The sequence below is a fragment of the Cuniculiplasma divulgatum genome (assembly GCA_031200235.1).
Lineage (GTDB): Archaea > Thermoplasmatota > Thermoplasmata > Thermoplasmatales > Thermoplasmataceae > UBA509.
The window spans coordinates 1,740,396-1,757,101 of sequence record CP133595.1; the positions used below are offsets into that span (position 1 = coordinate 1,740,396).

Consider the following 16,706-nt stretch of genomic DNA (forward strand, 5'->3'; position numbering starts at 1 on the left):
TCTGACATTGCTAAATTCGGCGTCGATACAAAATGTATATATATCGGTGAAAAGATACAATCTAAGTACGAAAAACGGAAGGTGTTGAATTGGAAGTAGCTGAATTTTCATCAAAGAGGAAGGCGCCAATCAGTTCCGATGAAATCATGTTTAATTTGGATGACTGGGAACTGGAAACGAATTTCAGCATCATGGGATCAAGCAAAATCATTCACCAGTTTGACTATGCTCTCGTCTCCGCACATGATCGTTCAGAGATTATCCCGATTGCAGTTCTTACAGGAACAAAACAGGAGAGAATGGAGGCCATCGTTCTTCTGCATCTCAGGACAAAAGATCTCTCGCTCACCAGAAAATTTGCCATATCCGGATCGACCGTGACCCCATATGAGAACTTCCTTTCTGGAATGTTCTCCGTTCCGGTCATAAAGGCGGTGGTTCTTGCGAATGATGATAAAATAGTAAGAATTTCCTATGACGGTATAAACAGCAAAAGTTCAGTTATCGCGGAAATTCCAAAGCCAATAACAAAGAAGCATGAGCATGAGGATACAGAATCGGAAATATCAATGAAAGACGAAATAGCAATGAGGCACCGGAGAGACCACACCATGATCATGCATGATATTCTTTCGCTGGCAAGAACATACGGGGATCTGGGGATTACAAAGATAATATACAAGTGCAATCTGAACTACAGGTCTGCTCTCCGCGCTGTCAATGAACTGCTGGACAACAAGCTACTTGAAATCTCGGACAATGGCGGCGCAAAACAGAAATACAAAATAACGACGGAAGGTCTCTCAATGCTGGAAGAGATCCGACACTTTACATTTGCCAGAGATTAATTTCCCGGACGTTTTTTTTCGGAAACAGATTTTAACAATGTGAAAATATTTTAAGTACAAGCCATCTTTACCTTTTCGAGATGAATTTAATCCTCTACCTGATTCCCACAGCCGTGCTTATTGCAACGGTGCTTGTCTCAATAGCTGTTAGAAATGGCTTCAGAGATTACGTAGCAGAACTTGAATCTAAAGTCGATGAGATTGAAAGTGTACTTAACCTGTCCTTCATGCGAGAACTCTTGAATTTCTTCGTCTCCAGCAATGCCAGCCAGGCTGCTGAGAGGCTCGTGAACTCTGCTGATAAGGGGGAAAGCGGGGTTGTGGAATCCGTTACGGGTGCAGCCCGCAGGTCCGGAGATGATATTGAAAAATTATACGGTTCAATGAAGAAGGCTCTACAGCCGTCCATAGATCTCGAAAGGGTGAGGTTCGTCTCAGGGTTAATACACACTCTGGTCCTGATATATGGGATATCCATTGCTGCTGTGATGTATATTCTGATTTCCGTGTCCGGTATGTCGCAGAGTCTGTCTGAAACAAGAACCCTGCTTGGTGCATTCTTCGGTGTAACTATAATATTCAGCATTTTTGTCATTGTCATTATTGCTGATCTATCTCGGTACTCGGGAAGAATAAAAACAGCCATGAGAAAACTGTCAGGCAGCGATCACAGTGGCAGTCGGTAACCACCGTCATGTTAATATTAATCCAGCATGAGCAGTTCCCGCTAGAAGGAACGGATTTCCAAAAGAATTAATAATAAAAGATAAATATGGAAAACAAAGAGATAAAAGTGTCACGACAATGTGTTAGGAGTTACCTTAATACCCGGATAGAAAAAATGGAAATAAGTCCCCCAATTTTAGAGTTATTCACGAAAACATACCTTGATGAAGGATGGAATTCGGTGAGTAAAATCCGCAGTTTTGGGAGGCTTTGCCAATGACCGTAAGAAGAGTAATTCTGGATGTAGACAAGGCGCTTAACCGCCCCACGCTTCTTGAACTTGCCTCAGCAATAGAGAAGGTGCAGGGAGTTGAAGCAGTGAATGTCAGTGTTACAGAGATGGATATGGAGACCATGGGCACCATCATAACTGTTGAAGGAAACGGCATTGATTTCTCCGAGCTGATAAATTCAATCGAAGAAACTGGATCAGTAATTCATTCTGTGGACGAGATTGTGGTGGGAAAGAGAATCATAGAAAGCATAAGAAGAGATGAATAAGTCAAGTATAATTTTCCCTCTCACCCTGGGTCTCTCAGATGGCATTATTACCACACTTATGCTCATTTCCAGGACTGTGATCGACGGCAATTTTTCAGGGATTGGCCTGGCATTCAGGGTGGCATTCGGATCGGCTTTCGTGGGAGGCTTCAGCATTTTCATTGCTGAATATTCAAGGCTGCGTGGAGAAATATCGCGAAGTTCCAGGCAGTTGATGCTGAGATCACCCGGTTATCTTATTAAGAGTAAGATTGGGAAGGACATACTGGTGGAATCTGTAATTGGCACTGGAGCGTCAATAATAAGCGGCTTTACTGGAGCAATGCTTCCCCTCACCCTTGCCATTTTATTCCCCTCACATGGTCTCGTTGCCATATACCTGGCAGATGGAGCGATGGCCCTTCTGGGGGCAGGAATTGCCAAATCGGTCCATGGAAATTATGTTTTCTGGATTATGACAATGTTCGTTCTTGGAATAGTGGTTACAGTACTTGGCAACTTTCTCAACCTTGTTTCCTGACAATATACTAAATCAGGACTGTGAATCGGCCAAATGCCTTAAAACGTGATTTATCAGGAAACTCCCCCATGAGAAACTGCTGGTAGTCTCACTGGATGATACTTCCCAACAACCACAGGTATTGGTGTATTGCAAACAGGGCATTTTCCGTCAGCTGTGAGGTGAACCCATATGGTTTTCATGAAATCCCTCTTGATGATCATTTCTCCACAATTGGGACAGTAGGTGTTTTGCTGATGGATGCCGGGGACGTTCCCGACGTAAGCATACTTCACACCCAGTTCCTTCGCCATCCTGTAATGCCTTATGAGTGTCTCAACAGGGGTCGGAGGGATAGCCATCTTGTAATCAGGATGGTACCTGAGGAAACTTATTGGTACTTCATCACCCAGGATTTCCATTACTTTACGGATCATCTCTGCCGCCAGTTCCAGGTCATCCCCAACCTCGGGAACAACAAGGTCTGTGATTTCCACATGAATCCCCGCATCCCGGAAGAGACGAATTGTATCATATATGAAGGATGGATCAGGGACCGACATGAACCTCCTGTAGAAGTCCACAGAGGCATTCCCTTTGAAATCCACGGTGGCAAAGTCCAGGAACTCCGAGATCATGCCCATGGATTCAGGTGTTTCATAACCATTTGTCACATATATATTGAAGAGGCCATTTCTGTGGGCCATCATACCAACATCGTGTGCAAATTCGGTGAATATGGTTGGCTCATTATAGGTATATGCTATGCCTGCACATCCCTTCTTCAAAGCATCCCTGATTATTTCATCAGGCCCCATTTCTATGCCGATCATTTCCCTTCTCTGGCTCATGTCATAGTTCTGGCAGAATTTGCAAGCAAAGTCGCATCCTGATGTGCCAAATGAATAGATACGTGAATTCGGATATGCATGGAGTACAGGTTTTTTCTCTATGGGGTCAATGTTTATGGCGTAGGGGAGACCGTATACATCAAGAAACAGGTCCTTTCCGCGGAATGTTCGCACGCCACAGAATCCGGTCTGGCCAGGATGGAGTCTGCAGTATCTCTTGCATGCTGTGCAGGTAATGGTCTCATCTGCATTTTTCCTGTAAAGGCTTGCCTTTTTCATGTTGATCCATTCCACTATTCCAGATAAGCCGCAATGGCAGAATAACCCACAACGCTGTAGCTCTCTCCGGACGTCTCATAGGATGTTGAGTAGTTCAGGACATGCATCCTGCCGCCAAGTTTCGCAGTTACCGACATCAGGGTGGCAATAGCACCATAACCGCATGCAGTGATGACATTCTGTTCAAGCGTTCGGTAGAATCTGTGAAGATCAAGGGATTCAACTGCATCAAGAAGCATCCTGTCCTTTCTTCTGGCGGTTTCAAGCGGCTCATAATGTGTCAGGTCTGAAGACGCAATTATCATGGGGAGCTTCCCAAGAGATGAGAGGCCATCTGACAGATATGTGGCCATTTCCAGCCTCTGGTCTCCCATTATGATTGGCACGAAGGTAAAATTTCCATCAAACATGTATTGAAGAAAAGGAAGCTGAACTTCAACGGAGTGCTCTTTCCTGTGTGCCTTCTCATCCAGTTTTGATCCCCGGACTAAGTTTCTTATTTCTTCTGCCTCATTGGCATTGACCGGGCATCTTCCAAGGGGAGTTATCCATGCACCTCCCGGATAAATAGAAGTCTCAGGTGGATAGGATGAATGGTTTGGTCCTATGATTACAAAGTCTCCTGCAGAAGAGTTTTTCAAAAGGGAATATGCATATGCTGCCGTCTGGCCGGAATAGACGTAACCTGCATGGGGAACAATCACACCGATCAGCTTTTCCGGGTCAACTGAATTCTGAACTTGAACCAGGGATATCATGGAGTTTATTGAATCTCGCAACTGTTCCGGGTCTGAGGGATAGAATGCGCCGCTTACGGAGGGAGATCGATCATCCTGCATATTTGATAAATAAGCAATACTGGCTTTTAAGGATTGGTCTCAGCTGGATTTTATGAATTTCGACGTAAATAAATATAAGACCGCAGGTGAATACTGACAATCTGTCAATCGGTAAAGTAGATTAAACCAATCCGCATGTGATTCTATGAACATGCAGGGTGACGTATCCGAGGAGTTTCTTGAAAACCTCAGTGAGGTTGACGGAGTCAAACTCAGAGACATAGCCATAACTGCCATCAGGTCGAATCTCTCCGGCATGGCATACCATCCACGGATCGATGACCCAGTTCTGAAAAAGAAAGCAGGAGTATTTGTAACGCTGAAGAACAGGGGGGAACTGAGGGGATGCATTGGCTACATATATCCCACATTTGAGATCTGGGATGCCACAAGGCGGGCTGCGGTTCTGGCTGCCTCGGAAGATCCAAGATTCAGGTCGGTATCAAAATCTGAGCTGGATAACATTGAGGTGGAGATCACGGTACTCGGCCCCTTGGAGCCCATGAAGTCCAAGGATATTCAGAATCTTAAGATAGGCAAGGAAGGGCTGATGGTTGTGAGCCCTGTGGCTTCAGGGGTACTGCTTCCACAGGTTGCCACGGAGAATGGTTTTGGCTCTCTTGAATTTCTTGAGGCTACCTGTGAGAAGGCAGGGCTCAGTTCCAACGCTTGGAAGGATTCCTCAGTATCCATATATAAATTTTCAGCAGTTGTCCTTTGAAACTCATGCTGATGAGGCACTTGCCTTACCGGCAATGTTTTTGCTATGTTGAAGAGGCAGTCCAAGCAAGAATTATTTATTATATTCCTTTCACTCTCCTCACTGTATGAAAAACAAGACAGTTATAGTGACCGGTGGAGCCGGTTTCATAGGGACGAACCTGGTGGAAAAACTTGTTAATGACAATGAGGTAATAGTAATAGATAATCTCCACACGGGGTCAAACCAGAACCTGAAGGAATTTGAATCAGAGAACCTGAAGGTTATCAACGATGACGCGAAATCCATTGCCAGACTTGATGTGGATGCCGATACGGTTTTCCATCTGGGATTTTACTCTGCATCACCCATGTACAGGGACAACCCGATGCTTGTATCAGAGGTTGTTGCCGGCATGACCGCCGTTCTCGAATACGCAAAGGAACATGGTTCTGGCGTGGTTTTCTCATCCACATCATCAATATACAATGGTGTAAAACCACCGCACAGGGAAGACATCATACCTGATGTCACTGATCTCTACACTGAAGGAAGGATTGCCTCTGAGAGGCTTGGTCTCCTCTACCAGAAACTTCATGGAGTCAATGTGTCTGCAATGCGTTTCTTTTCAGTTTACGGTTATCATGAACTGTCAAAGGGAGGATATGCCAACCTTGCCACGCAGTTCCTCTGGGCAATGAAGAAAAATCAGGCACCTGTCATTTATGGTGATGGCGAGCAAAGAAGGGACTTCATCTTTGCCGGAGATGTTGCAGATGCTCTGATCAAGGCCGCTGACATTAAGGGCTTTGAGATATTTAATGTGGGATATGGAAAGAATTACAGCCTCAATGAGCTTGTTGAAAAACTTAACAAGATGCTTGGGAAGAATATCAAGCCAGAGTACATACCCATGCCGGTTAAGAACTACGTCATGGAGACGCTTGCCGACACTACCAAGATGAAGGGCAAACTGGGATTCACTCCAAAGATTGCACTTGACCAGGGCCTTGAGCTCATCAACCGCTACTATAAGTGATCTTAAGGTGGTTCAGTGACTGAGTCTGGAATGCAGGCATCCGGAGGGAAAAGAAGGATGATAATGTCAAGAACCCCTCTCCGGATAACTTTTGTGGGAGGGGGCACGGACATACCTTCTTATTATCGTGAACATGGGCCGGGGGCCGTGGTTTCTGCTTCCATAAACAAATACATATACGTGATTGTAAACAAGAAGTTTGATTCCCGTATCCGTGTCAGTTACTCAGTAACCGAGATTGTTGATCGAGTGGACCAGATAAAGCACCCCACAGTTCGTGAAGCACTGAAACTCTTGAACATTGAGGGGGGCATCGAAATTGTGAGCATATCAGACATACCATCAAGGGGCACTGGACTGGGATCAAGCAGCACTTTCATAGTTGGGCTCCTCAACGCTCTGCATGCATACCTTGGTGAACATGCCTCCCCAAAGCAGCTGGCAGAGGAGGCTGTAAAGATCGAAAGGGAGATTCTTGGCGAACCAGGCGGAAAGCAGGATCAGTACATGGCTGCCTATGGCGGCATACAGCTCATGGAATTCTATCCTGATGAACGTGTGGAGGTCAAGCCTGTCATAATGAGCGAGGAGAGCCGGAATAAACTTGAGCGATCACTGCTTCTCTTCTATACAGGCCGGGAGCGGAGTTCAACCGATATACACCGAAACCAGGCCAGGGATGTTGAGGTCAAGGTCTCCAGCTATGATAGAATGAAGGATCTGGCATATCAGACGTTTCAGGCCATGTCTTCAGGAAATATGGATGATGTGGGAAGACTCATGCACGTAAACTGGACCGAGAAAAAATCTCTGGCAGCAGGCATTACGGATGCATGGATCGATTCACTCTACAGTTCTGCAATGGAAAACGGCGCAATTGGCGGAAAAATGATAGGTGCGGGCGGAGGCGGATTCATGTTGATCTATTCGGATGAATCCAGGCAGGGAGAAATATGCAAAGCTCTCGATCCATTGAAAAGGGAGGATTTCCGAATAGAGTACCAGGGGAGCAGGATTGTCTTTGTTGGTGATTAGTCTAACTGACTTCTGGATTGTTGTCAAAGAAAAGTCAGGAACCAGTTTCACTAACTCAGATGTTGCAAAACAATTATGTTGATTTGCTGCGCAGGGTTAATTCAACACATTCATAAATGAAATTGCCATAAACTTACATGGACTGGCACGGACACGATTATGGCCATATGCACAGAAGAAGGTCTTCATTTCTTGATGTTGACAGGATTCTTAAATCATTAGATCCAGTTGCGGACGATGTTGTTATAGATGTGGGCAGTGGCGATGGCATGTTTTCATTGAAGCTTGCAGCCATTGTCAGGGATGTTTATCCTATCGATGTCAATGAAGAGGGCCACAGGGTTGTTCAGGAAGCTGTTGCCAGGGATGGTCACAGGAATATACATCCTGTTATTGCCGATGTTTGCAATGGAATTCCGGTGACTGGCTTCACTTCAGCCCTTATGGTCACAAGTTTCCACGATTTCGCCTGTCGTGATGACATGCTGGAGGATATCAAGAAGAAATCATCAGGAAAACTGAAGATAGCAATAGCCGAATTCAAGAAAGATGCCACGGAGATGGGGCCACCAATCAGCATAAGGATATCAAGGGAGGATCTTGACGCTATCTTTGCCAGGCACGGTTTCAAATCCGTTTATTATGACGAAATGGGGCCGCTTTATATCAACAGATATGAACTCATGCAGTAAGGCAGCAAGTGAATGGAAATCAGAAATACCACTGTGATACACTCGACGCCTGAACGTATTCGACACCAAAGATATTTTTCTGGCTTACTGTGCCGTGAACCAGCACATTCTCGCCTACAGCCGGCAACGTTCCATTCCAGAAGACCATAACTGATTTGTTTCCCTGGTTGAGTTCAAACCCGCTGAAAGTCAGCAGTGAAATTCTCGAAGATACGTTGCCATACAGATATACTGTACTATCCGGCTTCAGATCCTTGATGTTTGCTGAAACGGCATACGGAAACACCCCGTATGACACCACTGCAACAACTATAACAATAGTGACGGCAAGGACAACATTCCGCAATCCATGTCCCGATTTCACCTTATCCCATCTGCATGATTGATAAAAAGGTTTTTGATCAGGAAAATTCAGATTTTCTCAAGCATGCTGGTTAGTTCATCCTCGTATTTTCTCGCCACAGATGGGTCAGCAGAGAGGTAATCGGCAGATTGCCTGGAAACTCTGGCAAGCATGAGCTCAGTAGCACCATTTCTCTCGTCAATAACAATCTTGCATGGGAGGAAGAGACCATATTCCTCATTCATTCCAATCATTTCCCTGGCAGCGGCTGGTTTGCAAACTTCCAGTATGTAATAGGGATGAAATTCATCAGAGAAATTCTTTCTCATTATTTCCTGCATGTCCACGTAAGAGAGAAGAATAAAGCCTATTTCCTTGACCATGGACGAGATTCGTGCAAAGCACTTGTCGGCGCTGATCTTCACGGTCCTGTGATAGCTGTAATCATTCATAGGCATGTATTTCCTCATTGAATTAATAATTTGATTCTGGAACTATTGCTTTGAAAAAGATTCTATGGCATCATGTACCAGTGACATATGCATAAGTGCTGGCGCCCCTCCCATAAGTACAGCAACATACGATGCTTCAATTATTTCCTCCACTGTTGCCCCCATATCCAGTGCCATCTTGGTATGGTACGTTATGCACCACTCGCAGGTACCGGTGAGGGACGTTGCTATGGCAATAAGCTCCTTTGTCTTGGAACTCAGACTTCCCGGGGAAATTACGGCCCTGTTGAAATCTATGAATGCTTTCTGAATATCCGGCTTTATATTTCCGGCGTATCCCATTGTTTCTGACACCTGTTTCAAAAGTTCCACGGAACCCATAATGCTTCCTGACCTTAATTTGTAAACTGATTTATGTTTTGGTATAGGTGCAAAAAATATGAAATAATGTTCACATTATAATTTTGGAATAATCTATCCAGATAATTTGTGAATTTATTGCAACACGATAAATCAATGCAATGTTATCCTTAAACACTACAATTATACATTTTATGCATTCAGGTCATTTTAATGAATGTAAAGATAACATTGATATAAGGCTTTTATATTTATAGGATGATAATTTAACTGTTAACATATTTTGAATAAGTCGCATGATTAGCTACATATATTAAATTGTTTTCATGCGAATTTTAACAAAATTTATAAGATATTGCGGCTAATGATTATCATGGACAACACATTGGATCAACCAAAACACAGAATCAGGAGACACAGACTCCGAAGGGAACTTACCTTCCCGCAGCTTGTTATGATTGGCGTTGTGGGTGCCCTGGGAAATGGGGCACTTTTCGGAACCATAGAGATGGTTGGTTTCGCAGGCCCCGGTGCAATACTTGCATTTGTGTTCGGTGCGTTCATTTACTCACTTGTAGGTTTCACGTATATGGAGCTGAGCAGGGTGTATCCCGAAGCAGGCGGCCCCACCAGGTATTCCATATATACTCATGGCCGGATGACAAACCTGATCAACTCATTTTCCGACCTGGTATGGTACATCTTTATACCTCCAATAGAGGTTGTGGCAATACTTTACGGTCTGGACTATTTCTTCAAGGATGCCTTCATCAACTCACTTGGACATCCAACCGTCATCGGGGTTCTTGCAGGTGCAGCAATGCTTCTGGCCTTCGTGCCATTTAACTACTTTGGTATAAAGAAATTCGGTACCTCTACATTGAAGATTGGAATAGTGAAGCTCTTCTTCTACCTGTCACTGGTCATTGGCCTCATTGGAGCAGTCTTCAACTACAAGAATCTCTATTCCTATGGAGTTCTGCCGTATGGAGGCGTTGCTGTTCTTGGCATAATGCCATTTGCAATGTATGACTTCGGTTCAATTCGTGTCATTCCAGATCTTGCAGAGGAGACAAAACTGAAGGAAAAGATTCCAAAGGCAATAATCATGACGGTGATAATAGAATCACTGATTTACATAGGAATTGCATTTGCCGTCATAATGGGATTTCACTGGAGCACATTCAATATTTCCAGGGGAAATTTTTTAGGGCTATATGACGCTGTTGCAAACAAGACAAATCCGTTCTTCACATTCGCCGGGAACACAGGCATCCTTTACATTCTAATAGCGGCACTGATCACAGGACTTCTGACACCCTTTGTAACAGGCTACATCTATCTGGGAAGTGGAACCAGGGTTCTCTTCGCAATGGGCAGGTCAGGGTTCATCAGCAAGGCCCTCAAGAAGATTGACGTGAAGCACGCAGTTCCAATCTGGTCGCTCATTATCTTTGCAGTGCTTGGTGCTGTACTTGTCCTTGTAACTGCGCCTGATCCTTCCATTTATACGTTCATCGACGATGCAACTGCCGCCGGTTATCTCGGGCTTGTGGTCAATCCAATTGCACTGATGGTGACGAGGCGCCAGGGGGTTACGCGGCCTGATCAGATGGTCAGAGGGATGAAGATACTTGCACCGCTTTCCGTTGGACTCAGCTCGCTTATAGTTTTCTGGACTGGATGGCCTTCGGAACCATATGCTGTAATGCTGGTAGCCGCTGCCTCAGCGGTATTTGGAATACTGGGCAGGGTAAAGATAGGCGCCAGGAATGCCATGTGGTACATGGTTTACATAGTCTACATAACAGTAATGGTCATGATAGGATCGGATGGCTTTACCGGTCCGATGATCTCATTCCTTGGTTATCACGGCCCTCTGGGCAGTCTTATTCCATTCACGTGGGCAACTGGCATAGTCATCGCTGTGACAATTGCAGTTTTCTACCCATGGGGAGTTCTTTCAGGATTCAAGGATCAGTTCAGCCATCGTGAATGGACTGATCCCTACATCGATCAGCGTGCAGAGGATCAGACAGTGCCGTAAATTTTCAATATTTTATTTTTTTTCATAGGTATCCGAGCCGTAATCTTATAATTCTTAGAAATTTCAGGGCTTAAGATTTCCATGGCATTCCAGAACACTATCTCTGTGCAGGACTGTGATCCGGTAATTGTGATTGGGAACCCTGAACTTGCGTATTTCCCTGCAGCACGTTCAGTGCAAAGTTTTTAGTACATTAGTACGAATGACAGACACATGGTTGACTACGGTTCACTTAAAGAGGAGATTGAGAAGGCCGATAGATTCAACCGTATACTTCTCCTGTCAAGCGAGGTAAAGAGACTCAAGGAAAAGATTCCATTCAGCATTTACAAGGATCTTGAAAGCAAGGCTAACGAGAAGCTCCACACATTTGACTATCCATTCTGTGACAGGGCCCAGATAAGAATCATTTATTCAAACGGCCTGCGGGAAACCCTTGATCCTCAGGTATGTTACCGAGCATTACAGAAGGGGCAGAAGCTCTCGGAATACATATTTTCGAATTTCGTTTCAGCAAGGGATTATCAGATACTCAACCCGAGTCTCGTAGGGACGGCCGACGGGGGATCGCAGGAAATTGAAATGCAGCAGCTAGCAGATGAGAAAGTGGATCCGGGTACCATAATACTGCCAAGCAAAGGCGCAGAGGTACTGATGGCGAAAATAGAGAGGCTTGAAAGAATCTATATGGAGACCATACCGAAAATATCCAAGGATATCCGGGACATCAAGGAAACGCTGGATGTGCTGAGCAAGAAAATAGACGCTAGAAGATAGTCAGAAATACTGCCAGAACCTATCCTGCCAGAGGTCATACTCCTCCTGTATCTCCTTTATTGTGCATTTCCTGAAATCACCTGATTTAGATTCTCTGTCGTACAGGTGCATCAGTTCAGGATATGGCAACTTTGACATGGAATCGAACTTTTCTTTTATTTCCCTGTGGACTTCTGGATGGAGTGCGCCAGTTTTTTTGCCGGTGAAAAGCACCCGGAAATATTTCTGCCTGTCCAGCGTGACATGAAAAACCCTCCAGTCAAGGTCAAGATTTTTGAGGAAATAATTCCCTGTGAGGTCGGCGAGGGCAAGAACAGTCTTTGTCCCCTCACTGTCGTTGTTCAGTTGGAATGCAATTTCGATCCCCTTTTCCATGCTGCATGATGGGGATCATGGTAGAAAAGATTTGCTGAAGCTATTCCCCATTTGTTTTCCTGTGTATTGCTTCATTCGATTTCGAGAGGTGAATCCTTAGCTGGTTACTGCGTGGGAACTCCACGTCAATCAGGCGTTTGATTTCTCCTTTAAGATCTGCACTGCTTACAGTCAGCATGGCACTGGAGAAGCCATGTTCAACGATGTCGTATGTATCATCCTCATTTCTTGTGAACTGGATCCACCTGTCCCGCTTGAAACTCTCCACCTTCAGCATATCACCAGCACTTATCTGTTTCACTCTCTGTTCCACTACTTTTGCTGCACTTCTGGCGCTGATCCAGTAGCTTCCTGACATATGCATGCATTATATCGTCAACAGTCATAAGCATGCCAGTTCAGATACTGAAGACTTCATGCTTTGCCAGACAGCTTCTTCCCTAAATATCTGTAATTCTCCTGTCAGGCGGCACTTCTTTTAGGAACCCTATCCTCTGAAATCATGTTATCTCCAATTTGCAGGTAACCGTCAAATTGAAATATCGTTATCTATGTATATTTTCATGGGAAAATTAACCGGCTACATTCTGGGTGTGACCGCGGCCCTGGTGATTGGCTACTACTCCCTTTCCACATACTATTCTGCCCTGCTTCACTGGCTTACCCCTTATTTTGGTTCCGGCCTTGCCATTGTCATGGGGCTGATGTTTCTGTACATGGGAGATCCCCTCCACTGGCCCATACTTCTGGGTGTATGGATATTGCTGGGCGTAATTGTTGGACTTGGATCGCGGAAAGGCAGCAAGGCCGTGGGTGCTGCCATTGCAACATATGTCACAGTATCTGGTGTAATGGGCCTGGCTCTCGCAACCTTATTCGTTTCATTCAGCGGCACCGGTCTTAATTTTTCCACCAGCACAGGGCTCATCCAGTCACTGTCCTCCGGTTCTCTGGTACCACCACCGGGAACAAATCTATACAGCATTCTTACTGAACCAATACTGGGCAGGTTCATTTCTGCTGTATCATTCCTGACAGGATCACTTTCCCTGGGAGGCCTCAGCGTCAACCCTGCCGTTGTGACTCAGGCCCTTCCGGGAGGCTCATCCATATATCCTGTTGTGGAAAAAGTCCTCCTTCTCTTTGTCCCTTACATAATTGCAAATTTTGTAATATTTGTGGTTGTGGCCGGTCTGGTTGGAAAGTACGCCAACAGGATCATTGATCCATCTTCAGGAAAGAAAGGACGGAAAAAGGGAGCGGGCACTGTTATTGTGGTCATAGCCATAGCTGTGCTGATTGTTGCATCCATTGCTCCGGTATTTCACGTTGAAGAAAATCAGAACGCAAAATATGGCATTCTGCCAGCAGGAAATCATGACATGCAGATGCTTGCCAGTGGTTCATCTCCATTATTTATGGCTCCGCTTCCGTCACATTATATTTCAGGCATATACTCAGATTCACAGGCTCATTTGAACCTTTCAAATGTTTCCGGCATAAATTACGCAGCAGGGGTTGTGGGTGCCTATGGGGATACTTACGGCGTTTACGGTTATCTCCAGAGAACAAACAGTACTGCATTTTCGGGATGGGCAGGCGATGCTCAGAAAAATTCTTCCTTATTCACAATGGTCGCTGTTTCATCAAACCTGACAGATCTTGTGAATGCCATTGAATCAGACAGTCTCTTCGGGCTGTCACCCTCCTTCACCACATCATCAGGCATAGGCGGGGAGTTCAACAGATACCTGAATCTCATCCCTCCCGTAACCATAGTGGAAGATTTCCCAGGATCATATAACCACACAGTTGCGATGGCATCAGGTGAAGCCTCATCCATATCATCATCACTGAATGATTCCGCGGTGAGTCTTCTTGGCTCCTTCACTCTCCCCGGGAACTTCATCTCCAATGTTTCATTCAACACCACACTGTATCTGTATGGCGCAGGTTCAGCCAATACCCGCACAACCTATGATCTTCTCAGTAGCGTTTCGCCATACATGCCGTCCACTGGATCATTTCCCATGTTCATGTCCGGACTTGACAGTGGATATCTTGTTCCAGGCGCCAGCTCAAACTCTGTAGGGAGTTCCTTGTTTGTTACGGGTTATGTGAATTCCAAAGAGGTCTCACAGCTCCTCTCCGGCAGTGTGGGTATTGGTAATGCCAGCAAACTGCTTGGATCCAGCATCATATTTGCTGGAGGCATATTCCAGAAGGGAAATGTGTTCCATTCACCTCCCTATATGCAGAAAATCAGTGCAGCTACAATAATGGGTGCCAACACAACCATGTCATTCACATCAAATTCTGCCCTTTACGGCCTTGCCTTCGCATACCCGGTGGAAAATGGCACTTCCGGATCATTGAACTATAATTATTCATCGTATTCCAACTACCCTGATATTCCAGTCTCCGCCATAGGGACATCCACTCCCAGGGCAATAAACTACACGTCTTCTCTGAACACCGGCAGCATTTACTTTGAGACAAATGCCACATTCCCGGCAGAATTGAACGTCACCATAAACTACAGCATGATAAACGGCACTGTTGCAATGGTCAACACCACGATATTATCTGAGGGTTCCGGCAGCCTGAGAAATTTCAGCATAAGCGAATATGCCATCATTCAGGATTATCCGGGTCTCGTTACTCTTTTGAGGGGAAGCACCAACTTCTCGCAGCCATCACTGGGATCAACACCATCAAAATTCAGCTATGAGTTGGAATTCAAGAATCCTGGAGCCTATGTGATGCCGCCCCCACAGGTATCCTACAGCCTCAATGGCCATAATTTCTCCTATGCATATACTGACCCCACAATTGTCGTACCGTATCCTGATGTGTTTTCCACCATAAATAACCTTGAATACAATTCTGCAGCAATAATAGCATACGCAAGTGGAGCACACATCCTTGTGTATCAGCTAATCCCAGGATTCTACTTCTTCGATCTCCTTCCCATAGCGTTGATTCTCATTGACGTGCCCCTGGAATACCACTGGTACAGGAAGATGGCTGAGAAGAGAAGGAAGGCACGGAGCAGTCAGCCCTGAGGCGTGTCCATGCAGTTCAGGGCTATGCCAGATGATATTTTTGGGTAAAAGTATGTGGACTTCTGCGGAAGTACACCATAACTTTCAATGAGGCTGAAAAGCTTATCTCTGTCCCATTCCGGCATTATGACTGAGAAATCGGCATTTCCCTCATCAACCTGGAATACTGCCTCTTCCACGTCATGGGTGTAGCGTATTCTGTCCCTGAAATCCTGTTCCTGGAAATGCATGGTGTCTCTGAACAGGATTCCGTTAAGCATGTGCACCGGTGACAGGCAGTCCTCAGGATGCTTGAGGCAGTAACCATCTTTTGGCTCAAGGCCGTGCCATTTTCCGTCATAAACATTCAGTGGTGCATCAGCATCAGGTTTCTCCATATTGCTGACAGTCATTTCCATTCCCGGTTCATGGACGATATCTGAGAACGATCTCCCGGATCTCACGTACCGGTGAATCCCAGCCACCATGAGCCCGTCACTGGAGAGTGGCACAATGTAAGCCATTATATTGCTCCAGAAACTGCGCGCGTATCCTTCTGTGGATTGGGCAAGCTTTCTGGTGGCCGCGAGCCTGTGATGGCCATCTGCAACAATGGCATCCTTATCCATAAGTTCATTCGCGATCTTTTCCACGCTGCCGGAATCATGGATAAAATAGATTCTGTTTCCAACACCGGCGTGATCAGTGAAGTTGAGGTCCGGATCTATACTGGAGATCATACTGCGGAGAAGCTCCTCAATTCCGTGTGATTCCACTGCAAGATATATGGGTTCCAGCTGGGCCGAGAGCAATCCCATGATGCGGACCCTCTCTTCCACAGGGCCGGGGAATGTGCGTTCATGCGGTTTCACATGCCCGTCATCCGGAAAAATGTTAACCAGGGCCATGAGACCGGTCAGCCTTTTCTCTTGACCATTTCTCACATATGACTGGTCAATAATGGCAATAATGGGATCATCTGTACGCTTCAGAATGCCCTGAGACTTCCACGATGCGAAAATATCCCTTGCTTCTTCAATGCTGGCAGTATCGGGCAACGTCAGGTGCGTTATGTTATATTTCCTTGATTTCAACTGCTTTTCCTGCTTCTGTGATATGGCATCAAAGGGGGGAGATATTACACCATTGATATCTGTATTGAACAGAAATGGCCGGAATTGAGTAATCTTCACCATGAGACATAATCACACTCTTTCATGTATCTACACTCAATTATGAGCAGAAAATGGCAGATCATTGCAAAATCATTCCAAGGGATGATAAATTACTTTTGCCTGG

At 45.3% G+C, this 16,706-nt stretch carries 19 protein-coding genes; 11 read left to right on the plus strand and 8 right to left on the minus strand.

Translation table 11 applies throughout. The annotated features are described in order from the left end of the window. The first annotated feature begins 89 nt into the window (after positions 1 to 89). From RE469_09200 to RE469_09215, 4 genes are all read left to right on the plus strand, one after another. The gene (locus RE469_09200; protein ID WMT44367.1) at positions 90 to 848 is read left to right on the plus strand and encodes a winged helix-turn-helix domain-containing protein; all 759 of its coding nucleotides are present in this window, start codon (positions 90 to 92) and stop codon (positions 846 to 848) included. Between the two features lie 80 nt (positions 849 to 928). Next, positions 929 to 1,534 (plus strand): hypothetical protein, encoded by a 606-nt coding sequence (locus RE469_09205; GenBank protein ID WMT44368.1) that lies wholly within the window; start codon positions 929 to 931, stop codon positions 1,532 to 1,534. 256 nt (positions 1,535 to 1,790) lie between these two features. Further along, on the plus strand, positions 1,791 to 2,075 hold the full coding sequence (locus RE469_09210) for a DUF211 domain-containing protein (protein WMT44369.1): 285 nt from the start codon (positions 1,791 to 1,793) through the stop codon (positions 2,073 to 2,075). Continuing rightward, positions 2,068 to 2,595, plus strand: coding sequence for a hypothetical protein (locus RE469_09215; protein ID WMT44370.1), 528 nt, complete (start codon positions 2,068 to 2,070; stop codon positions 2,593 to 2,595). The genes RE469_09210 and RE469_09215 overlap by 8 nt, the downstream gene beginning before the upstream one ends. Before the next feature lie 53 nt (positions 2,596 to 2,648). On the opposite strand, the gene amrS is transcribed toward RE469_09215, so the two are convergent. Then, on the minus strand, positions 2,649 to 3,704 hold the full coding sequence (gene amrS, locus RE469_09220; GenBank protein WMT44371.1) for an AmmeMemoRadiSam system radical SAM enzyme: 1,056 nt from the start codon (positions 3,702 to 3,704) through the stop codon (positions 2,649 to 2,651). Positions 3,705 to 3,718: 14 nt separating this feature from the next. After that, positions 3,719 to 4,543, minus strand: coding sequence for an AmmeMemoRadiSam system protein B (gene amrB, locus RE469_09225; protein ID WMT44372.1), 825 nt, complete (start codon positions 4,541 to 4,543; stop codon positions 3,719 to 3,721). 145 nt (positions 4,544 to 4,688) lie between these two features. On the opposite strand from amrB, the gene amrA reads away from it, so the two are divergent. The 4 genes from amrA (at position 4,689) to RE469_09245 (ending at position 8,009) form a co-directional block, all read left to right on the plus strand. Then, on the plus strand, positions 4,689 to 5,264 hold the full coding sequence (amrA, locus tag RE469_09230; GenBank protein ID WMT44373.1) for an AmmeMemoRadiSam system protein A: 576 nt from the start codon (positions 4,689 to 4,691) through the stop codon (positions 5,262 to 5,264). A 106-nt stretch (positions 5,265 to 5,370) separates the two neighbouring features. Then, positions 5,371 to 6,282, plus strand: a complete 912-nt coding sequence (locus RE469_09235; GenBank protein WMT44374.1) for an NAD-dependent epimerase/dehydratase family protein — start codon at positions 5,371 to 5,373, stop codon at positions 6,280 to 6,282. A gap of 15 nt (positions 6,283 to 6,297) precedes the next feature. Then, positions 6,298 to 7,317 (plus strand): kinase, encoded by a 1,020-nt coding sequence (locus RE469_09240; protein WMT44375.1) that lies wholly within the window; start codon positions 6,298 to 6,300, stop codon positions 7,315 to 7,317. A gap of 137 nt (positions 7,318 to 7,454) precedes the next feature. After that, positions 7,455 to 8,009 carry a class I SAM-dependent methyltransferase gene (locus RE469_09245; GenBank protein ID WMT44376.1) on the plus strand — a complete coding sequence of 185 codons (555 nt, stop codon included), beginning with the start codon at positions 7,455 to 7,457 and terminating at the stop codon, positions 8,007 to 8,009. Positions 8,010 to 8,028: 19 nt separating this feature from the next. On the opposite strand, the gene RE469_09250 is transcribed toward RE469_09245, so the two are convergent. The 3 genes from RE469_09250 to RE469_09260 are packed head-to-tail and all read right to left on the minus strand — an operon-like array spanning position 8,029 to position 9,185. Continuing rightward, complete coding sequence (locus RE469_09250) at positions 8,029 to 8,373, minus strand: hypothetical protein (GenBank protein ID WMT44377.1); 345 nt, start codon at positions 8,371 to 8,373, stop codon at positions 8,029 to 8,031. A 47-nt stretch (positions 8,374 to 8,420) separates the two neighbouring features. Beyond that, on the minus strand, positions 8,421 to 8,804 hold the full coding sequence (locus RE469_09255) for a DUF302 domain-containing protein (protein ID WMT44378.1): 384 nt from the start codon (positions 8,802 to 8,804) through the stop codon (positions 8,421 to 8,423). Between the two features lie 42 nt (positions 8,805 to 8,846). Beyond that, entirely contained in the window at positions 8,847 to 9,185 is a 339-nt protein-coding gene (locus RE469_09260) for a carboxymuconolactone decarboxylase family protein (protein WMT44379.1), read from the minus strand. Positions 9,186 to 9,537: 352 nt separating this feature from the next. Here RE469_09260 and RE469_09265 point away from each other — a divergent pair, with 352 nt between their 5' ends. Then, positions 9,538 to 11,211 (plus strand): amino acid permease, encoded by a 1,674-nt coding sequence (locus RE469_09265; protein WMT44380.1) that lies wholly within the window; start codon positions 9,538 to 9,540, stop codon positions 11,209 to 11,211. 213 nt (positions 11,212 to 11,424) lie between these two features. After that, entirely contained in the window at positions 11,425 to 11,988 is a 564-nt protein-coding gene (locus tag RE469_09270) for a hypothetical protein (GenBank protein ID WMT44381.1), read from the plus strand. Here RE469_09270 and RE469_09275 read toward each other — a convergent pair whose 3' ends face one another. Together RE469_09275 and RE469_09280 are read right to left on the minus strand one after the other, a co-directional pair. Then, positions 11,989 to 12,363, minus strand: a complete 375-nt coding sequence (locus RE469_09275; GenBank protein ID WMT44382.1) for a DUF2004 domain-containing protein — start codon at positions 12,361 to 12,363, stop codon at positions 11,989 to 11,991. A gap of 40 nt (positions 12,364 to 12,403) precedes the next feature. Continuing rightward, the gene (locus RE469_09280; GenBank protein WMT44383.1) at positions 12,404 to 12,721 is read right to left on the minus strand and encodes a hypothetical protein; all 318 of its coding nucleotides are present in this window, start codon (positions 12,719 to 12,721) and stop codon (positions 12,404 to 12,406) included. A gap of 205 nt (positions 12,722 to 12,926) precedes the next feature. Here RE469_09280 and RE469_09285 point away from each other — a divergent pair, with 205 nt between their 5' ends. Further along, the gene (locus RE469_09285; GenBank protein ID WMT44384.1) at positions 12,927 to 15,428 is read left to right on the plus strand and encodes a hypothetical protein; all 2,502 of its coding nucleotides are present in this window, start codon (positions 12,927 to 12,929) and stop codon (positions 15,426 to 15,428) included. On the opposite strand, the gene RE469_09290 is transcribed toward RE469_09285, so the two are convergent. Further along, on the minus strand, positions 15,419 to 16,603 hold the full coding sequence (locus tag RE469_09290; GenBank protein ID WMT44385.1) for a DUF1015 family protein: 1,185 nt from the start codon (positions 16,601 to 16,603) through the stop codon (positions 15,419 to 15,421). The genes RE469_09285 and RE469_09290 overlap by 10 nt on opposite strands. Positions 16,604 to 16,706 lie beyond the last annotated feature (103 nt).

Coding starts and splice junctions, on each gene's coding strand:
- RE469_09270 (WMT44381.1), top strand. CDS start 11,425: ATGGTTGACTACGGTTCACTTAAAGAGGAGATTGAGAAGGCCGATAGA.
- RE469_09265 (WMT44380.1), top strand. CDS start 9,538: ATGGACAACACATTGGATCAACCAAAACACAGAATCAGGAGACACAGA.
- RE469_09235 (WMT44374.1), top strand. CDS start 5,371: ATGAAAAACAAGACAGTTATAGTGACCGGTGGAGCCGGTTTCATAGGG.
- RE469_09215 (WMT44370.1), top strand. CDS start 2,068: ATGAATAAGTCAAGTATAATTTTCCCTCTCACCCTGGGTCTCTCAGAT.
- RE469_09245 (WMT44376.1), top strand. CDS start 7,455: ATGGACTGGCACGGACACGATTATGGCCATATGCACAGAAGAAGGTCT.
- RE469_09260 (WMT44379.1), bottom strand. CDS start 9,185: ATGGGTTCCGTGGAACTTTTGAAACAGGTGTCAGAAACAATGGGATAC.
- RE469_09280 (WMT44383.1), bottom strand. CDS start 12,721: ATGTCAGGAAGCTACTGGATCAGCGCCAGAAGTGCAGCAAAAGTAGTG.
- RE469_09210 (WMT44369.1), top strand. CDS start 1,791: ATGACCGTAAGAAGAGTAATTCTGGATGTAGACAAGGCGCTTAACCGC.
- amrS (WMT44371.1), bottom strand. CDS start 3,704: ATGAAAAAGGCAAGCCTTTACAGGAAAAATGCAGATGAGACCATTACC.
- RE469_09205 (WMT44368.1), top strand. CDS start 929: ATGAATTTAATCCTCTACCTGATTCCCACAGCCGTGCTTATTGCAACG.
- RE469_09290 (WMT44385.1), bottom strand. CDS start 16,603: ATGGTGAAGATTACTCAATTCCGGCCATTTCTGTTCAATACAGATATC.
- amrA (WMT44373.1), top strand. CDS start 4,689: ATGAACATGCAGGGTGACGTATCCGAGGAGTTTCTTGAAAACCTCAGT.
- RE469_09285 (WMT44384.1), top strand. CDS start 12,927: ATGGGAAAATTAACCGGCTACATTCTGGGTGTGACCGCGGCCCTGGTG.
- RE469_09255 (WMT44378.1), bottom strand. CDS start 8,804: ATGAATGATTACAGCTATCACAGGACCGTGAAGATCAGCGCCGACAAG.
- amrB (WMT44372.1), bottom strand. CDS start 4,543: ATGCAGGATGATCGATCTCCCTCCGTAAGCGGCGCATTCTATCCCTCA.
- RE469_09275 (WMT44382.1), bottom strand. CDS start 12,363: ATGGAAAAGGGGATCGAAATTGCATTCCAACTGAACAACGACAGTGAG.